Source organism: Fictibacillus sp. b24, from assembly GCF_030348825.1.
Lineage (GTDB): Bacteria > Bacillota > Bacilli > Bacillales > Fictibacillaceae > Fictibacillus.
In genome coordinates this window covers 2,493,106-2,517,577 of sequence record NZ_JAUCES010000005.1, presented here as the reverse complement: position 1 = coordinate 2,517,577, position 24,472 = coordinate 2,493,106, and the positions used below count along the sequence as shown (strand labels likewise).

At 39.9% G+C, this 24,472-nt stretch carries 31 protein-coding genes; 18 read left to right on the top strand and 13 right to left on the bottom strand.

Annotated elements, in window-relative coordinates; translation table 11 throughout:
* Window positions 1-56 precede the first annotated feature (56 nt).
* The 4 genes from QUF49_RS12980 to QUF49_RS12965 are packed head-to-tail and all read right to left on the bottom strand — an operon-like array spanning window position 57 to window position 3,666.
* Window positions 57-815 (bottom strand): IucA/IucC family C-terminal-domain containing protein, encoded by a 759-nt coding sequence (locus QUF49_RS12980; RefSeq protein ID WP_289496037.1) that lies wholly within the window; start codon window positions 813-815, stop codon window positions 57-59.
* On the bottom strand, window positions 790-1,608 hold the full coding sequence (locus QUF49_RS12975) for an ABC transporter ATP-binding protein (protein WP_289496036.1): 819 nt from the start codon (window positions 1,606-1,608) through the stop codon (window positions 790-792). The genes QUF49_RS12980 and QUF49_RS12975 overlap by 26 nt, the downstream gene beginning before the upstream one ends.
* 16 nt (window positions 1,609-1,624) lie before the next feature.
* The gene (locus tag QUF49_RS12970) at window positions 1,625-2,668 is read right to left on the bottom strand and encodes a FecCD family ABC transporter permease (RefSeq protein WP_289496035.1); all 1,044 of its coding nucleotides are present in this window, start codon (window positions 2,666-2,668) and stop codon (window positions 1,625-1,627) included.
* Window positions 2,665-3,666: a FecCD family ABC transporter permease gene (locus QUF49_RS12965; RefSeq protein ID WP_425590498.1), complete on the bottom strand. Its 1,002-nt coding sequence runs from the start codon at window positions 3,664-3,666 to the stop codon at window positions 2,665-2,667. Before QUF49_RS12965 ends, QUF49_RS12970 begins: the two co-directional genes overlap by 4 nt.
* Window positions 3,667-3,863: 197 nt before the next feature.
* On the opposite strand from QUF49_RS12965, the gene QUF49_RS12960 reads away from it, so the two are divergent.
* Entirely contained in the window at window positions 3,864-4,823 is a 960-nt protein-coding gene (locus QUF49_RS12960; protein ID WP_289496033.1) for an ABC transporter substrate-binding protein, read from the top strand.
* Window positions 4,824-4,886: 63 nt separating this feature from the next.
* Here the strand turns inward: QUF49_RS12960 and QUF49_RS12955 are convergent, their stop codons facing one another.
* Window positions 4,887-5,036 carry a hypothetical protein gene (locus QUF49_RS12955; protein ID WP_289496032.1) on the bottom strand — a complete coding sequence of 50 codons (150 nt, stop codon included), beginning with the start codon at window positions 5,034-5,036 and terminating at the stop codon, window positions 4,887-4,889.
* Window positions 5,037-5,393: 357 nt separating this feature from the next.
* Between QUF49_RS12955 and QUF49_RS12950 the strand changes: the two genes are divergently transcribed.
* From QUF49_RS12950 to QUF49_RS12930, 5 genes are all read left to right on the top strand, one after another.
* Complete coding sequence (locus QUF49_RS12950; RefSeq protein WP_289496031.1) at window positions 5,394-6,617, top strand: MFS transporter; 1,224 nt, start codon at window positions 5,394-5,396, stop codon at window positions 6,615-6,617.
* Window positions 6,618-6,723: 106 nt separating this feature from the next.
* Window positions 6,724-7,146 carry a DUF1992 domain-containing protein gene (locus QUF49_RS12945; RefSeq protein ID WP_289496030.1) on the top strand — a complete coding sequence of 141 codons (423 nt, stop codon included), beginning with the start codon at window positions 6,724-6,726 and terminating at the stop codon, window positions 7,144-7,146.
* 11 nt (window positions 7,147-7,157) lie between these two features.
* A complete protein-coding gene (locus QUF49_RS12940; protein WP_289496029.1) occupies window positions 7,158-7,532 on the top strand; it encodes a cupin domain-containing protein in 375 nt (124 codons plus the stop codon).
* 91 nt (window positions 7,533-7,623) lie between these two features.
* Window positions 7,624-8,559, top strand: a complete 936-nt coding sequence (locus QUF49_RS12935) for a magnesium transporter CorA family protein (protein ID WP_289496028.1) — start codon at window positions 7,624-7,626, stop codon at window positions 8,557-8,559.
* A 363-nt stretch (window positions 8,560-8,922) separates the two neighbouring features.
* Complete coding sequence (locus tag QUF49_RS12930) at window positions 8,923-9,255, top strand: hydrolase (RefSeq protein WP_289496027.1); 333 nt, start codon at window positions 8,923-8,925, stop codon at window positions 9,253-9,255.
* A 17-nt stretch (window positions 9,256-9,272) separates the two neighbouring features.
* Here the strand turns inward: QUF49_RS12930 and QUF49_RS12925 are convergent, their stop codons facing one another.
* Together QUF49_RS12925 and QUF49_RS12920 are read right to left on the bottom strand one after the other, a co-directional pair.
* The gene (locus tag QUF49_RS12925) at window positions 9,273-9,488 is read right to left on the bottom strand and encodes a hypothetical protein (protein ID WP_289496026.1); all 216 of its coding nucleotides are present in this window, start codon (window positions 9,486-9,488) and stop codon (window positions 9,273-9,275) included.
* Between the two features lie 44 nt (window positions 9,489-9,532).
* Window positions 9,533-10,192 carry a deoxynucleoside kinase gene (locus QUF49_RS12920; RefSeq protein WP_289497651.1) on the bottom strand — a complete coding sequence of 220 codons (660 nt, stop codon included), beginning with the start codon at window positions 10,190-10,192 and terminating at the stop codon, window positions 9,533-9,535.
* Between the two features lie 167 nt (window positions 10,193-10,359).
* Between QUF49_RS12920 and QUF49_RS12915 the strand changes: the two genes are divergently transcribed.
* The 4 genes from QUF49_RS12915 to QUF49_RS12900 all read left to right on the top strand — a co-directional run bounded on the left by QUF49_RS12915 (window position 10,360) and on the right by QUF49_RS12900 (window position 13,693).
* On the top strand, window positions 10,360-10,848 hold the full coding sequence (locus tag QUF49_RS12915) for an NUDIX hydrolase (protein WP_289496025.1): 489 nt from the start codon (window positions 10,360-10,362) through the stop codon (window positions 10,846-10,848).
* A gap of 15 nt (window positions 10,849-10,863) precedes the next feature.
* Window positions 10,864-11,496 carry a DsbA family oxidoreductase gene (locus QUF49_RS12910; RefSeq protein WP_289496024.1) on the top strand — a complete coding sequence of 211 codons (633 nt, stop codon included), beginning with the start codon at window positions 10,864-10,866 and terminating at the stop codon, window positions 11,494-11,496.
* Window positions 11,497-12,076: 580 nt separating this feature from the next.
* Window positions 12,077-13,300, top strand: a complete 1,224-nt coding sequence (locus QUF49_RS12905; protein ID WP_289496023.1) for an MDR family MFS transporter — start codon at window positions 12,077-12,079, stop codon at window positions 13,298-13,300.
* Window positions 13,301-13,318: 18 nt separating this feature from the next.
* Entirely contained in the window at window positions 13,319-13,693 is a 375-nt protein-coding gene (locus QUF49_RS12900) for a VOC family protein (RefSeq protein ID WP_289496022.1), read from the top strand.
* A gap of 105 nt (window positions 13,694-13,798) precedes the next feature.
* Here QUF49_RS12900 and QUF49_RS12895 read toward each other — a convergent pair whose 3' ends face one another.
* Complete coding sequence (locus QUF49_RS12895) at window positions 13,799-14,134, bottom strand: toprim domain-containing protein (protein ID WP_289496021.1); 336 nt, start codon at window positions 14,132-14,134, stop codon at window positions 13,799-13,801.
* A 184-nt stretch (window positions 14,135-14,318) separates the two neighbouring features.
* On the opposite strand from QUF49_RS12895, the gene QUF49_RS12890 reads away from it, so the two are divergent.
* Together QUF49_RS12890 and QUF49_RS12885 are read left to right on the top strand one after the other, a co-directional pair.
* Window positions 14,319-15,347 (top strand): hypothetical protein, encoded by a 1,029-nt coding sequence (locus tag QUF49_RS12890; RefSeq protein ID WP_289496020.1) that lies wholly within the window; start codon window positions 14,319-14,321, stop codon window positions 15,345-15,347.
* Between the two features lie 326 nt (window positions 15,348-15,673).
* Complete coding sequence (locus QUF49_RS12885; protein ID WP_289496019.1) at window positions 15,674-16,075, top strand: hypothetical protein; 402 nt, start codon at window positions 15,674-15,676, stop codon at window positions 16,073-16,075.
* A gap of 26 nt (window positions 16,076-16,101) precedes the next feature.
* On the opposite strand, the gene QUF49_RS12880 is transcribed toward QUF49_RS12885, so the two are convergent.
* Together QUF49_RS12880 and QUF49_RS12875 are read right to left on the bottom strand one after the other, a co-directional pair.
* Entirely contained in the window at window positions 16,102-16,578 is a 477-nt protein-coding gene (locus QUF49_RS12880; protein ID WP_289497650.1) for an NUDIX domain-containing protein, read from the bottom strand.
* Window positions 16,579-16,657: 79 nt separating this feature from the next.
* Window positions 16,658-18,133, bottom strand: a complete 1,476-nt coding sequence (locus tag QUF49_RS12875; protein WP_289496018.1) for a methyl-accepting chemotaxis protein — start codon at window positions 18,131-18,133, stop codon at window positions 16,658-16,660.
* A gap of 134 nt (window positions 18,134-18,267) precedes the next feature.
* On the opposite strand from QUF49_RS12875, the gene QUF49_RS12870 reads away from it, so the two are divergent.
* Window positions 18,268-19,143 carry a hypothetical protein gene (locus QUF49_RS12870; protein WP_289496017.1) on the top strand — a complete coding sequence of 292 codons (876 nt, stop codon included), beginning with the start codon at window positions 18,268-18,270 and terminating at the stop codon, window positions 19,141-19,143.
* On the opposite strand, the gene QUF49_RS12865 is transcribed toward QUF49_RS12870, so the two are convergent.
* Complete coding sequence (locus QUF49_RS12865; RefSeq protein ID WP_289497723.1) at window positions 19,124-19,303, bottom strand: hypothetical protein; 180 nt, start codon at window positions 19,301-19,303, stop codon at window positions 19,124-19,126. The genes QUF49_RS12870 and QUF49_RS12865 overlap by 20 nt on opposite strands.
* Before the next feature lie 131 nt (window positions 19,304-19,434).
* Between QUF49_RS12865 and QUF49_RS12860 the strand changes: the two genes are divergently transcribed.
* Complete coding sequence (locus tag QUF49_RS12860) at window positions 19,435-19,587, top strand: hypothetical protein (protein ID WP_289496016.1); 153 nt, start codon at window positions 19,435-19,437, stop codon at window positions 19,585-19,587.
* 95 nt (window positions 19,588-19,682) lie between these two features.
* Here QUF49_RS12860 and cspD read toward each other — a convergent pair whose 3' ends face one another.
* Both cspD and QUF49_RS12850 read right to left on the bottom strand, forming a co-directional pair.
* A complete protein-coding gene (cspD, locus tag QUF49_RS12855) occupies window positions 19,683-19,883 on the bottom strand; it encodes a cold-shock protein CspD (protein ID WP_066237152.1) in 201 nt (66 codons plus the stop codon).
* A 196-nt stretch (window positions 19,884-20,079) separates the two neighbouring features.
* Window positions 20,080-20,370 carry a late competence development ComFB family protein gene (locus QUF49_RS12850; RefSeq protein ID WP_066237155.1) on the bottom strand — a complete coding sequence of 97 codons (291 nt, stop codon included), beginning with the start codon at window positions 20,368-20,370 and terminating at the stop codon, window positions 20,080-20,082.
* 211 nt (window positions 20,371-20,581) lie between these two features.
* Between QUF49_RS12850 and QUF49_RS12845 the strand changes: the two genes are divergently transcribed.
* Genes QUF49_RS12845 through hpaE form a run of 4 tightly spaced genes read left to right on the top strand, consistent with a single transcriptional unit; the run spans window position 20,582 to window position 24,472 of the window.
* Window positions 20,582-21,262 carry a GntR family transcriptional regulator gene (locus tag QUF49_RS12845; protein WP_289496015.1) on the top strand — a complete coding sequence of 227 codons (681 nt, stop codon included), beginning with the start codon at window positions 20,582-20,584 and terminating at the stop codon, window positions 21,260-21,262.
* Window positions 21,259-22,182, top strand: a complete 924-nt coding sequence (gene hpaI / locus QUF49_RS12840) for a 2,4-dihydroxyhept-2-ene-1,7-dioic acid aldolase (RefSeq protein ID WP_289496014.1) — start codon at window positions 21,259-21,261, stop codon at window positions 22,180-22,182. The genes QUF49_RS12845 and hpaI overlap by 4 nt, the downstream gene beginning before the upstream one ends.
* A complete protein-coding gene (locus QUF49_RS12835) occupies window positions 22,183-22,974 on the top strand; it encodes a fumarylacetoacetate hydrolase family protein (protein ID WP_289496013.1) in 792 nt (263 codons plus the stop codon). It abuts the gene before it with no gap.
* Window positions 22,958-24,472 carry a 5-carboxymethyl-2-hydroxymuconate semialdehyde dehydrogenase gene (gene hpaE, locus QUF49_RS12830; protein ID WP_289496012.1) on the top strand — a complete coding sequence of 505 codons (1,515 nt, stop codon included), beginning with the start codon at window positions 22,958-22,960 and terminating at the stop codon, window positions 24,470-24,472. Before QUF49_RS12835 ends, hpaE begins: the two co-directional genes overlap by 17 nt.

Here is a 24,472-nt window from a genome sequence, read left to right as displayed (position 1 = left end):
ATACCCGGAAATGTAGTAGAAAAAACTAAAAAAATCGAGGAAAGTAATCCTCGATTTTATCGTTTTGGACAAGTTGAACAACAAGTCCCGTTTTCAGTTTTGTAATAAAGGCAGCATGTTTTTCGAGTCTTTGTTGGTCCACATCCAATGGGAGCTTTGAAACGTTGAAACGGGTTTTTGGTTACTCCAAAATGGAATGGTGCTGCATCCATAAAGAATGCATAATCATCTTGAATGCGCTGTTTTACTTCAGGTGGATGATCTTCACTTAACCAAGTTTCATAAACCCAGCGTATGTATATCCACGCATTTTCCCAAAGTGTAGCTTTTGAGATGCGCGCAGAGCTTGCCACATGGTTTAGCGTAATAGAGATATTCTCTTTAAAAAGGGTTTCAATAACACTTGAACGCCAATCTTCTCTTGATTCAGTAGATATACGAGCTGATGCATCTTTTAAGGTAAAGGATGGCAGCCACATGCTCTCAGAGTTATGGTCGATGAGATATACGTTTTTAATGTTCATATCAAACGATTTATTGAGCATAGTCATGCCATACAAACATGACGTTAAGCTGCAATAAGCATATCTTTTAAAGAATAATGATGCTGTTACGGCACGTTTATTAGATCCGATACGAGGCCCTGTTTGATCTAAAAAATGGAGCAAGTTTTCTTGATTCAGCAATTGTTCAGCAGAAACCACCACTTCATTCTCATATGGAGCCTGGAAAGAGAAGCGATAGTTTGAACTGATATGATTTTTTTCATCAGCGGTCCAACCGTATGATTTAGGCGTACTGAGGAGTATTGACATGTCGCACGACTCGCCCCTTTCCAAATGGAATACACATTGGTGTGCCGAAAACTGGATCTGGAATCACAGTGCTCGACATTTGAAAAACATCTTCTACTAATTGTTCATTCATGATTTCTTCAGGAGCACCTTGAGCGTAAACCGTTTTATCCTGAATGGCAACGATATGATGTGCATAGCGGCAAGCCAGGTTTAAATCATGAAGTACCATAACTATTGTTCGCTTTTCTTTTTCATTTAACTCAAACAAAAGATCGAGTATTTCAACCTGGTGTGTCATGTCTAAGTAAGTAGTTGGTTCATCAAGTAAAATCGTATCTGTTCCTTGGGCGAGTGTCATCGCAATCCATGCACGCTGGCGCTGCCCGCCTGAAAGGGAGTCGACTGGTGTTTCCATAAATGAAATCAGGTTCGTTGCACGCAAAGCATTCATGACAGCTTTTTCGTCTTCACGTGACCATTGCTGAAGCCAAGATTGATAGGGAAAGCGTCCTTGCTTCACTAGCTGCAGCACAGTCAAGCCTTCAGGAGCTATAGGACCTTGTGGCAGAATGGCTAACTCTTTAGCTACTTGTTTTGTAGAGCGCTTCGCAATATCTTTTCCATTTAATAAAACATGACCGTTTTTAGGAGATAACAGCCGTGCCATTGAACGTAACAGAGTGGATTTGCCGCATCCGTTGCTTCCGATCAAGACGGTGATTTTACCTTTAGGAATCTGTAAATCCAGCTCGTCAATGATCGGTTCTTTTCCATAAGCTAACGTTAGGTTTGAGGTTGTTAAAACAGCCATCTGTCATCCACTCCTGTTATTGGTTTTTAAATAAAAGATAGATAAAGTACGGTGCGCCGATTGCTGCTGTAAAAACCCCAGCTGGCACTTCTAAAGGTGAGAAAAGTGTTCGTCCTGCTAGATCAGCCAGAACGACCATGATGCCGCCGATCAAAGCTGATGCAGGAAACAAACCGCCAAATGATGACCCCGTAATTCTTCTTGCAATATGAGGTCCGATCAGACCAACAAACCCCATTGCTCCTGCAAAAGCGACCGCTGAACCTGCTAGAGCCGTACATACCATTAAAAGCATGAATCGTTCACGGTGAACAGAAATTCCTGCTCCTTTTGTCAGGTCATCACCAAATCCTTGAATGTTCAATCGTCTAACAAGAAGGACCAGTATGGGCATCAACCCTAGAAACCATGGCAATAGTGCTTTTACTTCGTTCCATGAAGTGCCATACACCGTTCCTGTCAGCCAAATCGTCGCTTGACTCGCTCTATAAATCGGTCCGATCAACATCATTAGAGTTGTTAATGCTTGTAATAAAGCCATAAGTCCAATGCCGATTAAGATCAGCCTTATGGGGGTTACACCGTCTTTCCATGCAAGACCGTAGATTAAAAAAGCAACGATCGTCGCACCTGCAAATGCAAACAGCGGCAAATAATTAATGCTTAACAAAAGGTTGTTGGCATCATCACTGAACATTGTTAGGAAAGCTACTGCAGCAAAGCCAGCGCCGCCTGTAATCCCGATCATATCGGGTGATGCGAGCGGATTGCGTATGATTCCTTGCAATATAGCACCTGAAAGAGCTAGAGATGCACCTGCAATGAAGGCTACTAGAACTCTTGGAAGCCGAAATTCCGTGATAATCAGCTGGTTTATATCAAGTCCTGTACCGATCAATGCATGAAAGACATCCCATGGTGCGATGTACATGTCGCCAACACCGATGCTTATAAGCATTGCAAGAAGTGCAGCAATCGATAAGACAAGAATGCCAATTGCCGTTTTTTTATCAACTAAAAAAGAAAATGATTTACGCTGTATAATCCAGTACTTTCTCATTTTTGAAAAATTCCTTTTCGAACAATGTAGATGAAGAAAGGTGTCCCAATCAGTGCCGTAACGACTCCCACAGGTGCTTCTTCTGGCATGATAATGTAACGTGCACCAATATCTGCTGCAACAAGCATGATTCCGCCGATCACAGCAGAATACGGGACAATCCAGCGATGATCACTTCCTACTAGGTATCTTGCAAAATGCGGCACAACAATTCCTATGAAACTAATGGGTCCAGCAATTGCAACCGATCCTCCAGCTAGCAAGACTACCATTAAAGCGGCAGCTAATTTAAAGACGACTGTTTTTTGTCCTAAACTAACCGCGACATCTTCACCAAGTGCGAATGCATTTAACTGGCGTGATAAGAGGAGTGAGATGATCCAAGCCACTGCAAGAGCAGGCAAAACTGCAGCAAGCATGGAAAGTTTTCTTCCTTCTACTGAACCAGCCAGCCAAAATAAAACTTCATCAAGTGCTTTTTCATTTGTGACGAGCATTCCTTGTGTAAGAGAAGCGAAAAGAGCAGCCATTACAGCACCTGCTAACGTTAACTTAACAGGTGTAAGTCCGCCTTTACCGGCAGATCCAAGTGCGTAAGCCATCCCTGCTGCCACCGCAGCTCCTAGAAAGCCAATCCACATAAACTGTTGAATGGATGAGATTCCTAGAAAAGTAACACCAAACACTATAAAAAATCCCGCCCCAGCATTTACTCCAAAAATATCTGGTGATGCGATTGGATTACGAGTTAGCGCTTGCATGAGAACGCCGGCAATTCCTAATGAGATGCCGACTGCCATACCTACAAGAGAGCGAGGCACTCTAGATAGTTGAATGATTAAATGCTCGTTCGAGCCGTTAAAGGCGGTATAAGCTTCAATGGCTTGTTTTAATGAGGTGTTTGTGTAACCAAGCACAACACTCAGCACCATTACAATGAGCGCTAAAATCACACCCAGAATCAAGCCAGCAGCTTTTCTTTTATTTCCATATAATATTCCGTTCATGTGATCCTCTTTTTTATAATGAAAAATATTCTCAATTACCAGTTTAAGAGCAAAGCAGGAATCTGTCAATGACTTTGAAAATCATTATCATTTAGTTATTGACAACGGATTCAGAACATATTATGATACGAGTTGTAATTGATTATCATTATCATTTGCGTAAACATAAAAAGGGGAGAGAAAATAGAATGAAAAAGAATACATACAAATGGCTTGCGTTTGCAGCTGTCCTAACGCTTATGCTTGCTTTAGCAGCTTGCGGCGGAAAAGATAAAGCGAAAGAAGAAGAGAAATCAGAAGGAGCTTCAGCTTCTTATAAAGTAGAGCACGCGATGGGTACTACAGAAGTAAAAGAAAACAAACGCGTTGTCGTTTTAACAAACGAAGGAACTGAAGCAGTACTTGCTCTAGGTGTAAAACCAGTTGGTGCGGTTAAATCTTGGTTAGGTGATCCTTGGTATGACCACATTAAAGGTGACATGAAAGACGTAGAAGTTGTAGGTGACGAGAGTGCGGTTAACGTTGAGAAAATCGCAGCACTAAAGCCAGACCTAATCATCGGTAACAAACAGCGTCAAGAGAAGCAATATGATGAACTAAGCAAGATTGCACCGACTGTATTCTCAGAAGAGCTGCGCGGTGATTGGAAAATCAATTTCGAATTATATGCAAAAGCGTTAAATAAAGAAGAAAAAGGGAAAGAAGTTTTAGCGGCATTTGACCAACGTATTGAAGACATGAAGAAAGAAGTGGCTGACCAGCTGAAAACAGAAGTATCAGTAGTACGATTCCTGCCTGGAACATCTCGTATTTACCACAAAGATTCATTCTCTGGTGTAATCCTTGATCAACTTGGTTTTGCTCGTCCTGGCGACCAAAACAAATCTGACTTTGCTGAAGAAGTAACACAAGAGCGTATCCCTGATATGAACGGTGACATCCTGTTCTACTTCACATATGAAGCTGGAGACGGGAAAGCGACTGAAACAGAAAAAGAATGGACGAACAATCCGCTTTGGAAAAACCTTGAAGTTGTGAAAGCTGGAAATGCTCACAAAGTAGACGATGCGATCTGGAATACAGCTGGCGGTGTTAAAGCGGCGAACATGATGCTTGATGACTTAGAGAAGTATTTCTTAGAAAAATAATAGTTGTTTATGAAGGAGGGAAGCGAGCAGTCGCTTCCTTTCTTTTTATAATGACCTACTTGCTTATGCATTGGTGTGATAGAAAGTGGTTGATCTCCGTTCCAGGTTGCTCGCTTTCCGCGGGGCAGGCGGTGAGCCACATTCGTACGTTTCACTCTTAAGTGTCTCCCCTGCCCGCCTGTCCCGCAGGAGTCTCGCTACCTTACACTCCAATCAACTTTTCAATGAAGAGAAGGAACATTTGAAAGCGGTAAGGTGCTATATAAAAACAAACCTTTCTATTAGCTGTTTATTACACATCCGCGCAGTGATAAGCTTTATGCGCGCAATATACTCCGATTCTCAAGCGCGTTTTTCTTCATCGCGCGCACGTTTGTTTAATTCACGCGCATCTAAAGCATTTTTAAGAGCACCACATCCTTCGTCAAGGGGTTTCTTAATGTCAGCTTTTACCGAATATACATAACGGACCTGTAATCTCTCTAAAATCCTTCAATTAGTGATCGTTTTTGCCATTAAACTTCCTTATAATGAATGTAAAAAGATAAAAATTATAGGGATGAAAACATTATGAAGTTATCTGGGGAGATTTTTCGCAATAAAAGCTTTCTTTACTTTTGGTTAAGCTCGATATTAACGGCAATGGGCGACAGTATTTTTATGATTACCCTGATGTGGCTGCTCGTTCAGTTATCTGGGTCACCTGTTATTGTAGGGACATACATATTACTTGTGACATTAACAAAGTTTTCTTTTATTCTTTTTGGTGGAGCAGTTGTTGATCGGTTTTCAGTAAGAAAACTTCTAATCGGTTCTGCTATAGGGAGAGGTGCTATCTTACTTCTTCTTTTTCTTGTCACCGCAAACGCACAGCCGCCGATCTACTTTTTTTACATAACAGGTGTCCTATTTGGACTTATTGATGCGATAAGTGAACCAGCGGGCATCACCTTTAGAACACGTCTCGTGCCTGAAAAGCATTACACACAATCGATGAGCCTTCTTATGATGGCAGGACAGGCATCTGGAGTAACTGGGCCGATTTTAGGAGCTATGCTTTACGCCCTTTATGGTGCTAAAATGGCTTTTCTAATTAATGGAGTAGCCTTCTTCGTCGCTGCGGGTTTGTTTCTTTTTATACAAGTTAAAGAGGAAGACGACAAGGAAGGGCATACATCTTTCTTTTCGGGGATTAAAGAAGGATTCACGTTTTTCATAAATGCTCCTGTACTTGCGACTATGGCAGTATTTGCGTTCTTTGCAAATGCGGCGGTTGGAGCTGTAATGGTCAGCTTGCCTTTCCTTATGAAAGATTTAGACTTTGGCATTAAAGGGTATGGTTGGGCGCAAACGTCACTTGCAGTCGGAAGTGTGATAGCTGCTATCGTATTTTCTTTATTCGTCATCCAGAAACCAAAACCGTATATGACGCTATTAACATGTTTTCTGCAAGGTGCCAGCATTGTATTAATAGGATTCTTTTCTAGGGAACTAGCTGTTTTGTTATTGCTTCTTTCGTTTGTAGGCTTTTTTGAAGCAGCTGTTAATGTTATTGCTCCGAGTGTAAACCATGCGCTTATCCCACCAAAACTCTTTGGGCGCGTAATCGGAATTATGGTAATCATTATGGGGATTTCCGAACCGATTGCAGCAGGAACGGCAGGGCTTCTTATTGAAAAAATAGGAGCCGCAGATGTTTTTGTTTGGGGTGGATCAATGGAGATGATAGTGGCTTTAATCGTGTTTTCACTTCCATTCATACGCAACTTTAAACCAGAAGATAAGCGTTCTTAATATGTACACATTTTGTCTACAGAACTGCCATATTTTTTCCAAGGGGATAAAGGAAATAAACATAATGTATAAGTAAGAAATAAATTTATTCCTGGAGGTTTTTACAATGAATAAAAAACCGTCATTTGAAAAGGAAATACAAAAACGAGAAATCTTAATGAAGGACGAGCAAACGAATGCCTGGTTTTACGAAGATCATATAACAGCAATCGTGAACCGAGCGAAAAAAGAGGGAGCTTTTGATCATCTCGAAGGGTTTGGTAAACCTCTCAATATTGATGAAGATCTTGTGTACAATCCGGAAAAGCGTCTTCATAAGATTATGAAAGATAATCATATACTACCCAGTTGGGTGAAACTTGGCCAAGAGATAGACGTATTAAAAGAAGAACTCAAAACGTATACGGTTGAATATAACATCAAAAAAACAGTAGAAACCATTAACCAAAAAGTGTTTCAGCATAACTTAACATGTCCGCCAACTGCACAGCGGATGAAAGTAAATCTGGAGGACATTTTGAAGAAATAATCGGAGGGTGTATGTCGAAAATAAGTACGTTAAATGCAGAACATTACCAATGGGGAGATGCATGTGATGGCTGGCACCTTCTTAAGCAAGATGATTTAAGCATCATTCATGAAAAAATGCCTCCTCAATCAGCTGAAGTAAGGCATTATCATGTGTTTTCGCACCAGTTTTTCTTTTTATTAAACGGTGAACTTCTTATTGAAAAAGATGGAGAGGAAATAATACTTGGTGCTCATCAAGGAATAGAGATACCCGCAGGAACTACTCATCAAGTCCGTAACGAATCAGCTCATCCTGCTGAGTTTCTTGTTACATCTCAGCCACCTGCTCATGGAGACAGAGTGGTTGTGAAAAAAGTAAAAAGCATCAGCACGGTGACCCTTTAATAGCAAAAGGGTCTTTTTTCTATCTGAAATCTTTAGACATGACTGTTCAGTATCTGGGAAAGATAGTAAAAAAAGTAATTGGAGCAAAAAGATGCTTAAATACTCAAAAGCCACAAATAAAACAGAGAGAATTGAACATTTTGAAATGCCTAAAGAGAGTAATACCCTTTGGATGTTCTATCAGTCTCCTCAAGAATTGCAGAGCGACAGCGTTTTGCAGCAATTACAGCTTCATCCATTAGCCGAAGCTGCTTTCACAAGCTTTTCAGAACATCCACAAATAAATGTTTATGCTAACCATGCTGTTGTTTCCACTTTTTATTTAGAGACAAAGAAATTAGAGCCCATTCGGATTAACCTATTAATTGGTGAGCAGTATTTGATTGTATTGGCCGAACGGGAGATTCCTTTCAGGGAACAGCTCGTAAAAGATTTCACGGACAATCCGGAGCATATGAAACATGTGAGCTACATGCTGTATTATTTCATGAAAGATATTGTTAGCTCATATTTAGAGGTCATTGATCAGCTGTCAGATGAGTTCCTAGAGCTTGAAAAAAGTGTGTTCATTGATCCGCAAAAGCGGGAGATCGGGCGAGACGTATACCGATGGAAAAGCCGACTGCATAAGCTTAGACAATATGTTGAAGCAGAAGAGAGCATCATTCAAAAGATGGGGCACGATGACTTTGAGTACGCGAATGAAGAGTCTGGTTTTTACTTTAAAGATCTGCTTTCCTCTTTCTCCAGAGTAACAGCAGCCTTTGACAGTTTTAAGGAAAATTTGCAAGGTATTTTAGATCTGCAGATGTCTTTAAAATCTGATCATATGAACACCATTATGAAAACACTGACGCTCGTTAGCGCGGTCTTTATTCCACTCACCTTTTTAGCAGGATTATACGGAATGAACTTTGAGTATATGCCTGAACTGAAATGGCATTACGGGTATTTTTCGATGTTATCACTATGCGTAGTAATGTCTATACTCATCATCGGCTATTTTAAGAAAAAAAGATGGTGGTAGTGTTACATATGACTCTGTTCTTATAGGGCTGTTGCTTTCAAAGCTTATTTTTATCCTCTTCTGTGGACAGTTGATTGGAGTGCATGGTGCTTGCCTATCCCCTGAGAAATTTCTATCAAAGCAAGCAACGAGGAATTCTACATCGGTAGGGTTTACTTATAGACGCACGAGCAAGGATACTTCCTTAAAGCAGGCAGGTGAGACACTTTAGAGTGGAACGTACTAATGTGGCTCCCGGTCTGCCCCGCGGAAAGCGAGTACCTTGAACGTAAATCAACCACTCCCAATAAAAACAAATTTTACGAAAACAGCCCACATAAAAAACAGTAAGAGGCGGAAAATAAGGAAAAGGAGGCGGCACGCTTGGAAAAACGGCCTTACTATATAAACGTGGAATCCGGTGAAATTCTGCCAATTAAAACGGCTTCGACTTTTCAGTTTGAAATATCAGCATCAGATGAAGACGTAAGAAAGCTTGCAAAAATGTTTGATGAAATGGAGAGTACGGCAAATGATACATTCGTTCGTACACATCTTCCTTATGTACCCTATTCCAATGATCGCGATAACGACCGGTATGATGTGAAGTTAAGAGAAGTTTATCAGCTAATACATGATTTAGGGCAGGAAGAAACGCGGAATTTCATAGAGACCATGAGTAATTGGGATCAAGTAAAAAGGCCAGAGACTGAGTAATCTCTTGGCCTTTACTTTTAATAAACGAAAAATGCGATGTAGATGATGATAATTACGACTGCTGTAAAGCCGATATACGTCAAAAATATAGGGTTAAGAACTGCTGTATGTCTCGTAACTGCAGCATTTACTTTATCTTGTGTATACGTTTTTTGCTTTCTTCCAAGTTGAATCGTCCACCAAAGTCCACCAGCCAAAATTAGAACAGACAATATTAGGATTAGTGTAAACAAACGTTTTCACTCCTTACATCTTGTTTATTCTAGCTTTTGTGAAATCAGCGGGTTTCATGCATCAAGACGGAAGGTTCATTTAATGAATCAAGGCGGTGAAGTTCTTTTTTCACGAGCGTTAAAATTCGTTCTTGATCTGTTTCATCAAAAATATTGTATTGATCACTTTCGATTCTCAATACCGCTGTTTTGTCGTAAGCGGAAATCCAATCTTTATATTTAGCGTGAAGGGTTTTGTAATACGCCAGTAATTCAGGATTCTCATCCACTTGTTCATAAGAACGGCCTCTTTGTCGGATGCGGTTCAATACCGTGTCAAAATCACTGTCCAAATAGATGAGTAAATCAGGACGTGATTTTGGGGTTTTGTCGATCTCGTTCATCATCGTTTCCAGTAGATCCTTGTAAGTGTCAAATTCAAGCTGAGTCATATTGCCAGAATCAAAGTTAAGTTCGGCAAAGATCAAGTCTTCATAAAGACTTCGATCCAGAACATTATCTGGACTCGTTCTCGCTTGGCGAATGGTTTTGAATCGTGTATTTAGGAAATAAATTTGAAGCGGAAAAGCCCATCGCTTCGGGTTTTTGTAATAATCGGGTAAAATAGGGTTGTCAACAACGCTCTCGTAAAAAATCTCGCTGCCAAGCTGATCACTAAGAAACTCAGCATATGTGGACTTACCCGTACCGATCATACCTGCCATTAAAATCACGGTATATCCTCCGTTTCAATTCGTTACTTATGTAAGAAATAAAAATGAATAATCTATATGTGGTATGTAGGGCTTTAGAGCCTTTCTAAATATATCATGTAATAGAAAAGGTGAACAGAGGTTGTTTGCTGATCACAAAAATATATGGGGGAATTTTCATGCAAGAGTACACAGTATGTTTTATACAACGTAACCAGCAACTTCTGCTTTTGAACCGTATAAGAGCTCCTCTCATGGGTTTGTGGAACGGTGTAGGAGGAAAGATTGAAAACCAAGAAACGATAGAGGAAAGTGTGTTGCGTGAAGTTGCAGAAGAAACAGGGATAGAAGCTAAACAAGCAGATTATAAAGGAGAGGTGATCTGTGAGGGAACTTGGGGGAAGCTGCATCTCCATTTTTTCTGGATCAATCTACCTGATAAATTTATATACCAAACTCCAGTCGGAACGGATGAAGGGCTTTTAGACTGGAAAGACATTCAATGGATTCTGCATCCTGATAACTTAGGCATCGTAAATAACCTCCCTGTTTTGATTCCTGATATGATGAAATCGGACAATCCGCAAACATATCACTTGAATTATGACGATATGGGAAAGATAATTAGCGTCTCAATCAATTCAGCTATTCATAAAATAGAGGCGTAAGTAAGGGGAATAAAAATGACGATTAAAATAAAAGTTTACTCGGATTTTGTTTGTCCGTATTGCTATTTAGCAGAAACACCACTACTTGAAGCAACGAAAGATAAAGATGTTGATATCGAATGGATGCCGTACGAACTGCGTCCATATCCGCAAGAAACATTGAAACCAGAAGGCGACTATTTACAAAGATCGTGGCAGGAATCCGTTCAGCCTCTTTCAAAAAAAATGGGTGTTCAAATGATCCTGCCAGATGTCTCGCCTCAGCCGCATACACATTTTGCTCATGAAGGTCTTCTTTTTGCAAAAAGGCATGGTAAGGAAAAGGAATATTCTCATCAAGTTTTCAAGTCTTTCTATCAAGAAGGAAAAAATATTGGAGAGGTTAGGGTGCTTCGAGAAATTGCCGAAGAGGTTGGTCTTGATGGTGAAATATTTCAACAAGCATTAGAGTCCCGTGAATTTAAAATGGAAAGAGAAATGTATTTGCAGCAAGCGAATGAAGAACTGCAAATTAAAGCTGTTCCTACCATCTTTATCGGTGACCGGGTATTAAAAGGACTCCATCCTCAGGCAAATATTGAACGAGCCTTAAGAGGTGCCATCCGAGATGCGAAATTCGAGTTTTGTGAAGGTGACGAATGTGAATAGAATGTTGTTCTTAAAAGTGGTTGATTTCCGCTTTAGGTGCTTCGCTTTCCGCGGGGTGTGCGGTGAGCGTCCTAGCGCTTTGCACTTTTAGGAGGCTCACCTGACCCACTGTTGGAGTCTTGCACCTTGCTCTTCAATCAACTTATAAGAGAAGAGATTCGAACATAATACCTCTTAAGCATCAATAATTTAAAGAGAAAAGAGCCTTTTAAAAGGGATTAAAAAAGAGCGCTTCGAAGGATTTCCTTCTTAGCGCTCTTTTTCGTTCTTAACAATGAAAAAAGGGGGTTGTTGATAGGGATGTCTATAATATAGCAAGACAAAAAAGAAAATGGACGAATATGTGATTTTTTTGATAAACGTTATCACTTTGTGACAAAGTCGCGCTGACGGACTAAAGAATGCCAAACACAAAAGAAAAAAGCCCATTAGGGGAGGGCTTTTTTCGGGAAAGGGGGGTACACCATTATAAGACGTATGAGATGGTAGAAAGTTTCAAAGAATGCGAATTTTCTTTTCTATTTTTTTGAAAAAAGTGATAAAGTAGAAAAACAGAACGGAAGAGAGAAGGAATAGATAGATGAGGGGTTTTCTAACGAAGTGGCATCCTGCTGTTCTAGTGATTGTAGCAGGCACCCTTTTTACAAGAGCGGCATTTTTTATGACAATGCCCTTTCTAGCGATTTATTTGTATAGTGTAAAAGGAATTGAGCCTGCTACAGTAGGTTTGATTATTGGCATCAGTGCCCTTACTGGAACATTTGGCGGTTTTTTTGGAGGCTATCTTTCTGATCGTATCGGGCGGCTGCCTGTAATGACAGTCGCTATTTTTACATGGAGTGCTGTGTTTGTTGGGTTTGCTATCGCAGATCAAGTGTGGCATTTCTTTTTGTTAAATATGTTGAACGGACTATGCCGATCTTGGTTTGAACCAATATCCAGGGCTTTGCTTGCAGATGTCACAACAAAGGAAAACCGTCTGCGCGTATTTAACGCTCGATATTTTGCTATCAATGTCGGTGCAGCAATCGGTCCTGTTGTTGGAACACAGCTAGGAACAACTTCCTCGACAAAAGCCTTCTATATCACGGCAATCGCTTATCTTTTATATGCTTTGGTCATCGTGATCACATTAAAAGGACATTCGTCCGAATTACAAGCTGGAGAAGAAAGAAAGTTCTCCATGAAGTCAGCTATCCTTGTACTATCAAAAGACAAAGTGCTTGCATTTTTTCTGATTGGGAACACAATTGTAATGATGGCACAGTCACAAATGGATACTACACTAGCGCAATATATAGGTAATGCGCCGCAATTTGAAAACGGCGTTAAGCTTTTTGCTTATCTGGTCGTAACAAATGCTGTAACTGTCTTGCTTCTGCAGTTTCCTGTCACAAACTATGTCAAACGATTTCAACCGATGAACGCACTTAGGTTTGGAAGTTTTGCATTCAGCCTTGCGCTACTGGGTTTCGGTTTGTCGACGAGCTGGATTTTTCTTGTTATCTCTATGGTTTTTTTAACGGTTGGAGAAATTATAGTCTTTGTGATGAGTGATGTGCTTCTCGACGACTTAGCGCCGGAGCATATGAGGGGTACATATTTTGGAGCGATGTCATTTCGTTCTATAGGGTTTAGTGCAGGGCCTTGGATTGGCGGATTGCTACTAAGCACGTTTGGATTTGAACATGGATTTTACGTGTTTGGCTGCTTAACTCTTATTTCACTTCTGTCTTTACCGTTTTTTCAGTATGGAGAAGGTATTCGTAAATCACTTGCAGAGCAACAATCTGTTTCAACTTAAGAGAGGGGAATTTTAATAATGATTACAGGAATTGAACACACAGGTATTATGGTATCTAACATGGATGAATCAATCGAATTTTACACCAAGATACTTGGTCTCAAACTTTTAGATCGCTTTGACCACACGAGTGTTCCAGTAGAGTTAGCCTTTTTGGGAGTAAATGAAAAAGTACTCGTGGAATTGATCGCTGGTTATACTGGTGAAGTTACGAACGAAGGGAAAGTCCATCACATCGCGTTTTCTGTAACGAACATCGAAGAGAAGTATGAACAATTAATAGAAAAAGGTGTTGCGATGAAAGATAAAGAAATTACAGAACTTCCAAATGGAAAATACTTTTTCTTTTATGGTCCTGACGAAGAGTCGCTTGAGTTTTTTGAAAGTAAATAGAAAGAAAGACTGCAGAGATTTTCTTTGCAGTCTTTTTTGCGTTTTGTAAAGTTTGTTTAAAAGAAAAGGGTTATGAAATCGCCATAAAGAAATCCATGAACATACCTAGATTCCAGGGAGCGTTTCTTTTAAATACTGATTAGAGCAATATTCAACACCATATTTATAGCGATGTTCTCTTACATTGCGTGCTTTATTTGGATCAATATGAATTCGCTTGATCTCTGGATAGGTTTCCATGATTTTTAATGCGATTTTATCACCGGGCTCATCAGGGTCTGTTAATACATAAACTTCATCACAAAGGATTAATGCTTCTTCAATTGCTCTTCTCTCTTTAATACGAAACGATATCCCGTTTAAAATGACAAAATGGGCATGGGGATGAACACTTTGCACTTTCAGTTGATCACTTTTGCCTTCAACGATGTATCCGGTCATAGCGCCTCCTGTAAAACTAAGATTCATTATAATTTTATGGAGAGCATATCGATAATAGTACAACTTCTACGGATTTATTTGGACAAAGAAAAGGAAGTGTATGTATTTGAAGAAGCTGATATTCATCTTAATAATAATGATTTATAGCTTCTTTTGGCCCCTGCTTATATATGGCTTGTTTTTGATGCTAAATGATATAAAAGGTTTATTAATAGGTGTTCTCATATTAATCCTTTGTTTCATCGTATTTTGTTTAGGGTTTATCGATTTGATGAAAGGAAACTCATCAACTGAAGTCAAACTTAAAAGGCGTGCCTCATTCTTTATTATTATTCTAATCGCGATATCAACCGTCTTCTTTTCTGTAACGAATTATGTGTTAGATACCTCATTATCTCAATCACTATCAGCTAGAGTGAAAAATCAATATTATCTGGAAGCGCTGCTTGTTGAAAAAGATAGGATCTTTGAAAAGATTTCGTTTTTAAAGACATTGGAAAATAAATCAGATCCTGCGTCATTTGTCTTTTATGAAAAACCTGATGACAACTTTGCGCTGGCAGCGCTTGTGCATATTCGAAAAGTGCAAGCTTACCTTAATAAAGTGATTGACATTCACCAACCTGTTCCAGTCACGATTATTTTATATCGAAATCCTTTAATTTTTCAAAAGTACTTACCTTTCCATTCCTATGAAAATTTGCAAGCACTGTATGTTCCGTCTGAAGAAACGATCCACCTGCTCGTTACAAAACAAATGGACGGCGACCGAGAACGATTTCTAGAATTAATTGGTCATGAGTATACGCACCATTGGATTGTAAGTTATCTATCTGAAAATGGAATGGATAATCGGCACTTGCCAAGGTGGTTTGAAGAAGGAATTGCTGAATATGCGGGTAAACAAAGTGTTAGAAAAGTGCCGAACTTTTCACCGCTTAACTTAATACCATTTTCTCGCTTAGATTCTGTAGAAGAATGGGCATATGAAAACCGCCGTAATTCACCCCATCTACCGTATCGTCAAAGTTATTATGCGATTGATCAGCTAGTTCGTGACGGTAAAGAAGCAAAAATAAAAAATCTTTTGCTCAGCAATCAAGAAAACTTTTATAAATTGTTTCAAAAAGAAACAGGGATGTCCGTCATCGAGTTTGAGGTTCGTTTTCTTCGTGATGAAATGCGTCTATACAGAGAAATTAGAGGGGATTGAAAAAATAAATATTGAACCCAGCTAATAAAAAAAATTGACCCCGTTAAAAGGGTCAATTTCTTTATCTGCTTTTTAATTTACGTTTTATGATAGGCAGCAGCCTCTTTTTTCCTTGTTTTAATAAATAGGCGAAAGCCATGCCTTTAATTCCTTTGCTTATTCGTCCCATCTTTTCATCCTCCTTTTTAAAAACATAGGTGTTTCAAGTAATATACCCGAATTCTACCTGCTGCAATCCTTTTATTTCATTACGGGATACTTGTCTATACGTTTCAAAGATTAATGAATAAAGTAGAGGGAATACAATTTTTCAGGAGTTGAATTGATTGAATAATAGAAGTTTTCCTTTCTTTCCTGGCCAAGGCGGACCAGGAGGCGGGCAAGGATTTGGCCCTCCAGGTGGCCCGCCAGGCGGACCTCCGGGTGGACCACCAGGAGGCGGAATGGCTCCAACATCAGCACCACCTTCATTCACACCATCCCAAACACAAGGATATAGCTTGCAAGGTGGCGGTGGAGGCCAAGTAGGAGTTTATGCAGTTGATCCAGGTGCCATCCGGCCTTGTTTGTACCAATACGTTTATATTTGGCCGACATGGGGACCTGGTTTCTGGGCTTGGCTTACGTTTGCTGGACGCCGATCTGTTGCGGGATTCCGCTGGATTGGTTACCGCTGGGTTTACTTCGGCATGGATACACGCCGAATCAGCTCATTTTATTGCTATTAAAAATAACCGCCAAAGGGCGGTTGTTTTTATGATTTTGGATATAGTGTTTGTCCCAGCACATCCCAAGAATAATACGTCTTCCTTTTAGTGGGTAAACTTTTTGATGATACATATTGAACGGCTTCCCATACGAGAGGGGAACACCAATCTTCTATTAATTCCTGAGGTTCAATCCACTGAATGCCGATTGAATCTTGAAGAGGTATGTCTGCAATAGGTAATTTGTAATCTGCATCAATTGTACATACATAATAAACAGCAGTATGTCGTGACAGATTCCACTGCTTGTATTTCCACGGAAGTTCGTAGCAGCGTTCTCCCAGTTTCACGCCACTCAATACGTGATATCCTGTTTCTTCTAAAACTTCACGGACGACAGTCTCGTATTCTGATTCGTTTTCTTCAGGTGTACCGCCAGGAAGGTCAAATCGATTTTTATAAGGACCGCCATTTTTTTCGATCACAAGCAGGTGTCCCGTTTCATTTAAACATATACAATAAATGCCCCTATGTGTATGGATACGTTACCCCTCCTTCATCAAAAACACCTTTTCACTTTCACATGAAAAGGCATTTAACAGGTTATTCTTTTACAAGATTATTCAGTTCTGAGGTTAGGGCCTCGAACTGATTGAAGCTTTCAACTACTTCTTCCACACATCGATGTTGTTCTTCAACAGATGCTAGAACTTCTTCAACAGATCCACTTGATGTTTCTGCTATTCCTGAAACAGATTGGATTTCTCCAACAATATAACCGGTAGACTCGTACAATTGATTGATCAATTCTTGGACTTGTGAAGATTGTACGGCAACTTGATCGGTATTCAAAAGAATTTGGCTAAAGTTATCAGCGGTTTTCTGTGTTGCTTCAAGACTTGAAGTAACAACGCCTTGTGAACCGTTCACAAATTGAGCAGCCTGTTGAGCTTTACTGCGAATTTCTCCAAGGATACTAGCAATCTGTTTCGTAGAATTTTGTGAATCCTCAGCTAGACGGCGAACTTCATCGGCAACAACTGCAAACCCTCTGCCTTGGTCGCCAGCACGTGCTGCTTCAATAGCTGCATTTAAAGCGAGCAGGTTTGTTTGTGAGGAGATTTCTTCTATCGTCGTTAAAATGCCTTCGATCGATTCACTCTGTGCATTCAATTCGTGCATCAACGTATTCGTTTGATTCATAAGTTCGTTTGCTTTCTTCATTTTTGAAGTGAGCTCGGATACTTGGTTTTCTCCAGCTTTTGTAATAGCTGCCGTTTGTTCAGATAGTTGTTTCATATCGTTAGAGTGCTGAAACAGTCCCTTTGCTACATCGTTTGTACTAGTTACCGATTGACTCATTCCGCCGACACTAACTGCCTGTGATTCTACGCCTTTTGCAACTTCGGTAAAAGCGTATGTGATGTTGCTTGAGATCTCTCCAGTTCTTGAAACGTTCTCTTTTACCGATTGGCTAAATCTATGCAGATTCTCTGATGCATCTTGGATTTTTGCTAATAAATGCTGAAGCTTCTTTTTGTCGTTTTCTGCTTGTTTTTCAGCGCTTAAAATATTCTCTTGCATTCGCTGACCCATTTTTGCTTGAGCGACAAGCGCCGCAGTAATAACGATTAGAAACACGTTTAATGATATGATTATTTTAGGGTCTTGTCCCGCAAACATTGTGTCTTTGTATTGAAAAAAGAAAAAATTCGTTAACAATAAACCGCAAATACCCGATAGTAAGATAGAAATGTAATTGTGATATAACGTGATAACAGCTAAGCAAACATAAGTCATGAGGTAAGTGGAGATCTTTGGATTAGAGTCTGCCATAATAATAGTCAGCAAAGTAAGACCAATAACAACATAATATTGAACAGCGTGGGGAGCCCATTTTCGATACGTCCATAGGGTAAGTGAGAGAAGGATAACCAATCCGGCTATACCGTAGAACATAACACTATCGATGGTCTTCGTACTAGCATAAGTACTTCCTAGTCCTAGAAAATACATTCCCCATAACATTTTTGTAACAAGCTTGTTGGTTTGTAAATTTGAGGCAAATGAAGGATTCAAATTTAGTCATCTCCGTTTTAGAATGTATAAGTGCTGTTCATAATATCGACAATTTAGTAACAGAATTAAAGCCGATTTTTTCAAGAACGTAACAATTTTTTTCTATTTTCGTCTAATTTTATGAGGTGATTGTAATGACAAAAAAGACATGGACAATGATTTTGATAGCATTGATAGTAGTTATGCTCTCAGCATGTAACAGTGAATCGAATAAAACTGAAACGAAAGAACCCGTTTCTAAGACAGCTGAGCCAACACAAAAAGAAAGTAAGGAAGAAACAAAAGATGAACCAGCTTCAGAACCCGTATCTTCTATTGATGAAGAGGGTACGTACATTGGTCAGATCGATAATAATTCAATTGAAGTGGAAGCTGCAGGTGAGATTCTCGTTCTTCGTTTATCGGAAGAGGTAAGGGATTCGGTAGCGAATTTAAAAGAAGGATCAAAAGTACTCATTACGTATAAGAAGAATGAGAATGATCAGTGGTTGCTTGAGAAAATAACACCATCGGAAACAAGTTCAGATGAAGAGGAAGAAACAAAAATGCTAACTTACTCTGTAAACGGTACTTCCGTGGAAGAGGAAGCAGCACTTACAAAGAGTGAGCAGCTGGACTATCATTTTTATAAACTAGGAGACTTTGAGTTTACAGCGGAAGAACCGCGAAAAGATTTACTTTTTGCAACGGCTTTTGCTGAGACTTTCGTACGAATCGAGCCTCTCTCAGAAGATGCATCTATTGATGATCTGAAAGAATGGGCAAACGATGAACTGAAAGCGGTTGGTGAGGTAAAAGAAGTGAACGGGAGTGAGATAGCAGGGCCAGCGTTTGAATCTACTTTACTATTTATTACAGCTTCAAAAGATTCATTCAAGAAATACATTGTGATCCAGACCCTAAGTAATGGGGATAAGGTGAAATACACGGTGAATTTACCACATCATAAGAATAAAGAAAAATGGGAGCAAGCGATCTGGGCGATGCTTTCTACGCTTCAAACGAAATAAAGTGTTTCACCAACTTGGTTGCTCTTGGAAGTAGTTGATTTCCGTTCCGGGTTCTTCGCTTTCCGCGGGGCGATCGGTGAGCCCCCTGCCGCTTTGCGCCTTTAGTGGTCTCACCTGCCCGCTCGTCCCGCAGGAGTCTCGAACCTTCCACTCCAATCAACTAGCCAATGAAAGAATAAAGGACCATGCAAATGAATCACCATTATGTTAAAAGACAAATAAGAATCATAACTGTAGCATGTGGCATATAATATTTACAAAGGTTAAAAAAGTTTCCTTTAGGAAAGATAGGTGATCGCCATGTGGTACAAAGAGAGTTCATTATTTAAACTTCAGCAGTACACATTGATTCTTCACAAATTAGGAATATTCTCGCAGGAAGATAAGACAGACATACTAGGTAAAATAGATAACTATAAAATGAAAATTGGAATAAAAGATTAGGGCTTCCTTTAAGGGAGCCTCTTCATTTACAGATAAAGCATTACATAGAAAAAAACCCGGCAATCGCTGCCGGGTTTTTTATATATGGTTTAGGCTTATTTTTTAGTTACGTTAGCTGCTTGAGGTCCGCGAGCTCCGTCAACGATTTCGAATTCTACTTCTTGACCTTCGTCAAGTGATTTGAATCCTTCAGATTGAATAGCAGAAAAGTGTACGAATACGTCGTCTCCACCTTCAACCTCGATGAATCCAAAACCTTTTTCTGCGTTAAACCATTTTACTTTACCTGTTTGCATGTGAATGCCTCCTAGAACGTTTGCACATTTGTGCCGGAATTACCATACTACTTTCAAACTCTTAAATAAGACGAAATCCAGTACTGAATGGTTGTCACAAATATATCACAATTGGTAATGCTATCGCAAGGAACTTTTCTGAAAAATAGGAATAAAGAGACAGGAGTTAATCGGCCAAACAAAAACCATCTTCCTTCTACTCAGTAGCAGGAGATGGTTTTAATTCGTGTGAAGGACGTGTTGCTACGATGCCAGTTGCTTTTACGATCTGATTTAGAATATTAACCCTTGATTGGTCATCGAAGTTTTGTGCTTTTACAAAAGCATAGCCATCTTCATTTGACACATAGCGGGGAGGCAAATTATTGAGAGTAATGGCAAATACATCTGCTTTACAAATCTCACATTTGCATGGAAGTTGAAGTTGTCCCCAATAATTTTTTAGTGCTTCGTCTACTAGGATTTCCATTGCATTTTTTACATTCATGGGCTTTTTACCCCTTTTACACAATCTATATGAATAGAATAGCTTATTCTTACTACATATGTAAACTTATACTACATTCAACAAGACTATTTGACTATAATTATTTTCGTTTTTATTATAAACCGCTACCATCTTACTAAATTAACTATAATATATGATTTTTCTGAAAATATACTTGAAATCATATATGATTTGAGATTAACATAGAAATATGAAGACTCGAAATAAACCAAACAAACAGCAATATGCTTACCAAGTCATCCGTTCTCGTATTTTAGATGGCAGGTATCCGCCTGGTCACAAACTTGTAATCGACCAACTAGCAAGGGAACTTCAAACGAGTGCCATACCTGTTCGTGAAGCGATCAGATTGCTTGAAGCGGATTCCTTAATTTCATTTAAACCTTATTCGGGAGCGATTGTAACCCCGTTCGATGAACAAGCATATTTAGAAACACTATCCGTTTTAGCCGTATTGGAAGGTTTTGCGACTGCAGAATCATCTATCTACTTTCCTCATGAAAAGCTTAAAGATTTAAGAGCGTATACAAGACTTATGGAAGATGCCCTTGATGATCTTGATTTTTCTCTCTTCTCCAACTACAACAAAGAATTTCACAAACTTACTTACCGTTATTGCACCAATCAATTTTTAATGGAACAGATTCATTCAACATGGGAAAGATTAGGGACAGTCCGAAAACAAGGAACAACGATGAAACCATCAAGAATGAAGCGTTCCATTGCTGAACATTATCAACTGATTGAGATGCTCGAAAATAGAGAAGACCCAAAGAAGATTGAGACTTTTACAAGGAATCATAAATTGAATACGCTAAAAGCATTTCTCGAGGATGAATCTCAAAATAATCTTAAGGAGATGAAAAAATGAACGTAGAAGAAGCAAAAAAATCATTGAGAGGATCCATTGCACCCATCATCACCCCTTTTCATGATGATGAGTCATTGGATCTCGATACACTCAAAAGTTTGATAGACTGGCACATTCAGTCTGGCAGCCACGGAATCTCTGTAACTGGTACAACTGGTGAGCCATCATCATTAACATTAAAAGAACGTGAGCTTGTTATGGAAACAGCGATAAAGGCCGTAAACAAACGTGTGCCAATCGTACCTGGAACAGGATCAACCAACCACCAAGAATCTCTTCACTTAACAAAACTCGCACAAGAAATGGGTGCAGATGCCGCTATGGTAATCGTCCCATACTACAACAAGCCTTCTCAGCATGCTCTATACAAACACTTTAAACTGATCGCTGACTCAGTAGACATTCCACTAATCATCTATAACATCCCAGGAAGAACAGCAGTTAATTTAGAAGTAAAAACACTGGCACGCCTTAACGAAGACTGTCCGAACATTATAGGTGTAAAAGAATCCAATAAAGACTTTGAACACATTAACCGTGTGTTATTAAACTGCGGTCGTGACTTTTTGCTGTATTCAGGCATTGAACTTCTTTGCTACCCGATGCTTGCGATTGGCGGAGCAGGGTACATATCAGCAACAGCAAATGTATTGCCTTCTAAAGTAGCAGAAGTGTATAACGCATGGGATTCTGGAAATGTAGAAGAAGCATTGAAGCTTCATTATGACTTAATGCCATTAAACGATGTTCTCTTTAAAGATACGAATCCAGCGCCGTTAAAAGCAGCACTGGGAATGATGGGCAGAATCAATCCGAAATTAAGACTGCCAATGGACCTGCCAACGGAGTCTCTGCAAAAAGAGATCAGAAGCGTACTTGCTGATTACGGATTAGTAGAAAAAATAGGGAGTGAAGTATAAATGAAACATGCACGCGTGATATTTGAAGGAAGAGAACAAAAAGGAACAATTGTTGATGATGTGATTACGTTCTCATCTGGTAAAACGGCAAAAGTAAGTGAGATCGACACATGGCTGCCTCCTTTTCAGCCGAACAAAATGATCGGCCTCGCACTAAATTATGCAGATCATGCTGATGAACTAGGACTTGAAAAGCCGGCAGAACCTGTTCTGTTTATCAAACCAAACTCGTCACTTGTAGGACACAAAGGAAAAGTGTTCTATCCAGATGGTGCAACTTACATGCACTATGAAAATGAACTTGCCGTTGTTATTGGTAAAGAGGGAAGAAACATTAAAGCTGAAAATGCGATGGAATTTGTAAGCGGTTACACCATTGCAAACGACGTAACTGTGCGTGACTTTGTAAATAACTGGTACCGTCCGCCTGTCCGTGCAAAAGGGCACGACACGTTTGGTCCGATGGGTCCTTTTTATGTAGATGCTGCTGATATTCCGGATGTTACAAACCTTGAACTGCGCACGTATGTAAACGGGGAACTTAGACAGCAAGGGAACACAAAAGACTTGATGTATTCAATCCCTGAAATCATTGAATTTGTGTCATCATTCATGACGCTTGAACCAAATGATGTGATCTGGACGGGTACACCAAAAGGAATTTCTCACGTTCACCCTGGTGATGTTGTAAGACTTGAGATTGATTATCTTGGGTCACTTGAAAACACGATTGTTGATGGACGCACAGAAAAGGTGCCAACTGGAGGGAAGGATCATGAAGCCGGAAATTAAAGAGATGATTCAGCACTATATTGACGGGCAGTTTGTTTCAGGGCATAAAGGAGACTTTTTCGTTAATGTCAATCCATATACGAACGAAAAGATCAACACGGTAAGTGAAGGTACGAAAGAAGACATTAATCTAGCAGCTAAAGCGGCAAAAGAAGCCTTTAAGCAAGGACCTTGGGGCAAGATGAAGCAGGAAAAGCGTCTTCAATATATTTATAAGATTGCCGAGCTGATCGACCGTGACATTGAAGAGATTGCTTTGCTGGAATCATACGATACAGGACTTCCGATTGCTCAAACGAGAAAAATGGTAGGTCGTGCAGCAGATAACTTTAGATTTTATGCTGAAATGGTAAAAAACCGTATGTCGGGTGAAGCGTATCACGTAGATGACGAGTTCATGAACTATACGATCCAAAAGCCTGTAGGCGTAGCAGGGCTAATCACACCGTGGAATGCACCTTTCATGCTAGAAACATGGAAGATTGCCCCGGCTCTTGCGACAGGAAACACCGTCATCTTAAAACCTGCAGAATGGTCACCATTGACGGCTAACAAACTAGCAGAACTTGTTGATGAAGCAGGGCTGCCTCATGGGGTATTTAACGTCGTGCATGGTTTTGGTGAAACAGCTGGTGCGTCCCTTGTTGCTCACGAAGATGTGCAGCTGATCTCGTTTACAGGAGAGACAAAGACGGGTTCAGAGATTATGAGAAACGGAGCCGCCTCGCTTAAGCGCTTTTCTATGGAGCTTGGAGGAAAGTCACCGATTATCGTATTTGATGATTGTGATTTTGAACGCGCGCTTGACGCTTGTGTATGGGGAATCTTTTCTTTTAATGGGGAAAGATGTACAGCGAATTCCCGATTATTTGTTCATGAATCGATTAAGAATGAGTTTGTTGCCCGCTTAAAGGAGAGGGTGGATAACATTATCGTTGGTGATCCATCTGATCCAGAAACAGAAGTCGGACCTCTCATCCATACAGAACACTATGAAAATGTGAAGCGTTACCTGCAGATCGCTGCAAATGAGGGGGCTGAAGTATACAGCCAGACTCTCTCTGAATCTCACAAAAAAGGAAACTTTGTCGCGCCAACTCTTCTGTTGAACGTGAAAAACGATATGACAGTCGCACAAGAAGAAATCTTTGGACCTGTTTTGTCTGTTATGACGTTTAAAGACGAAGCAGAAGTGATTGATTACGCAAATGATATCAAGTATGGCCTCGCTGGTTATGTGTGGACGAACGATATGAAAAAAGGTCTTCGCGTTGCTAACGCTGTTGAAGCCGGCATGCTGTGGGTGAATTCGCAAAACGTTCGTGACCTTCGTATTCCGTTCGGTGGATCCAAGAATTCTGGAATCGGTCGTGAAGGCGGCCATTACGCGTTTGAGTTTTACACAGAGATGAAAGTGGTGCATGTTGCACTCGCAGATCATCACATTCAGCAATTTGGAAAGAAAAAACAAACGCTTCAGACGGAAGCGAAACATTAA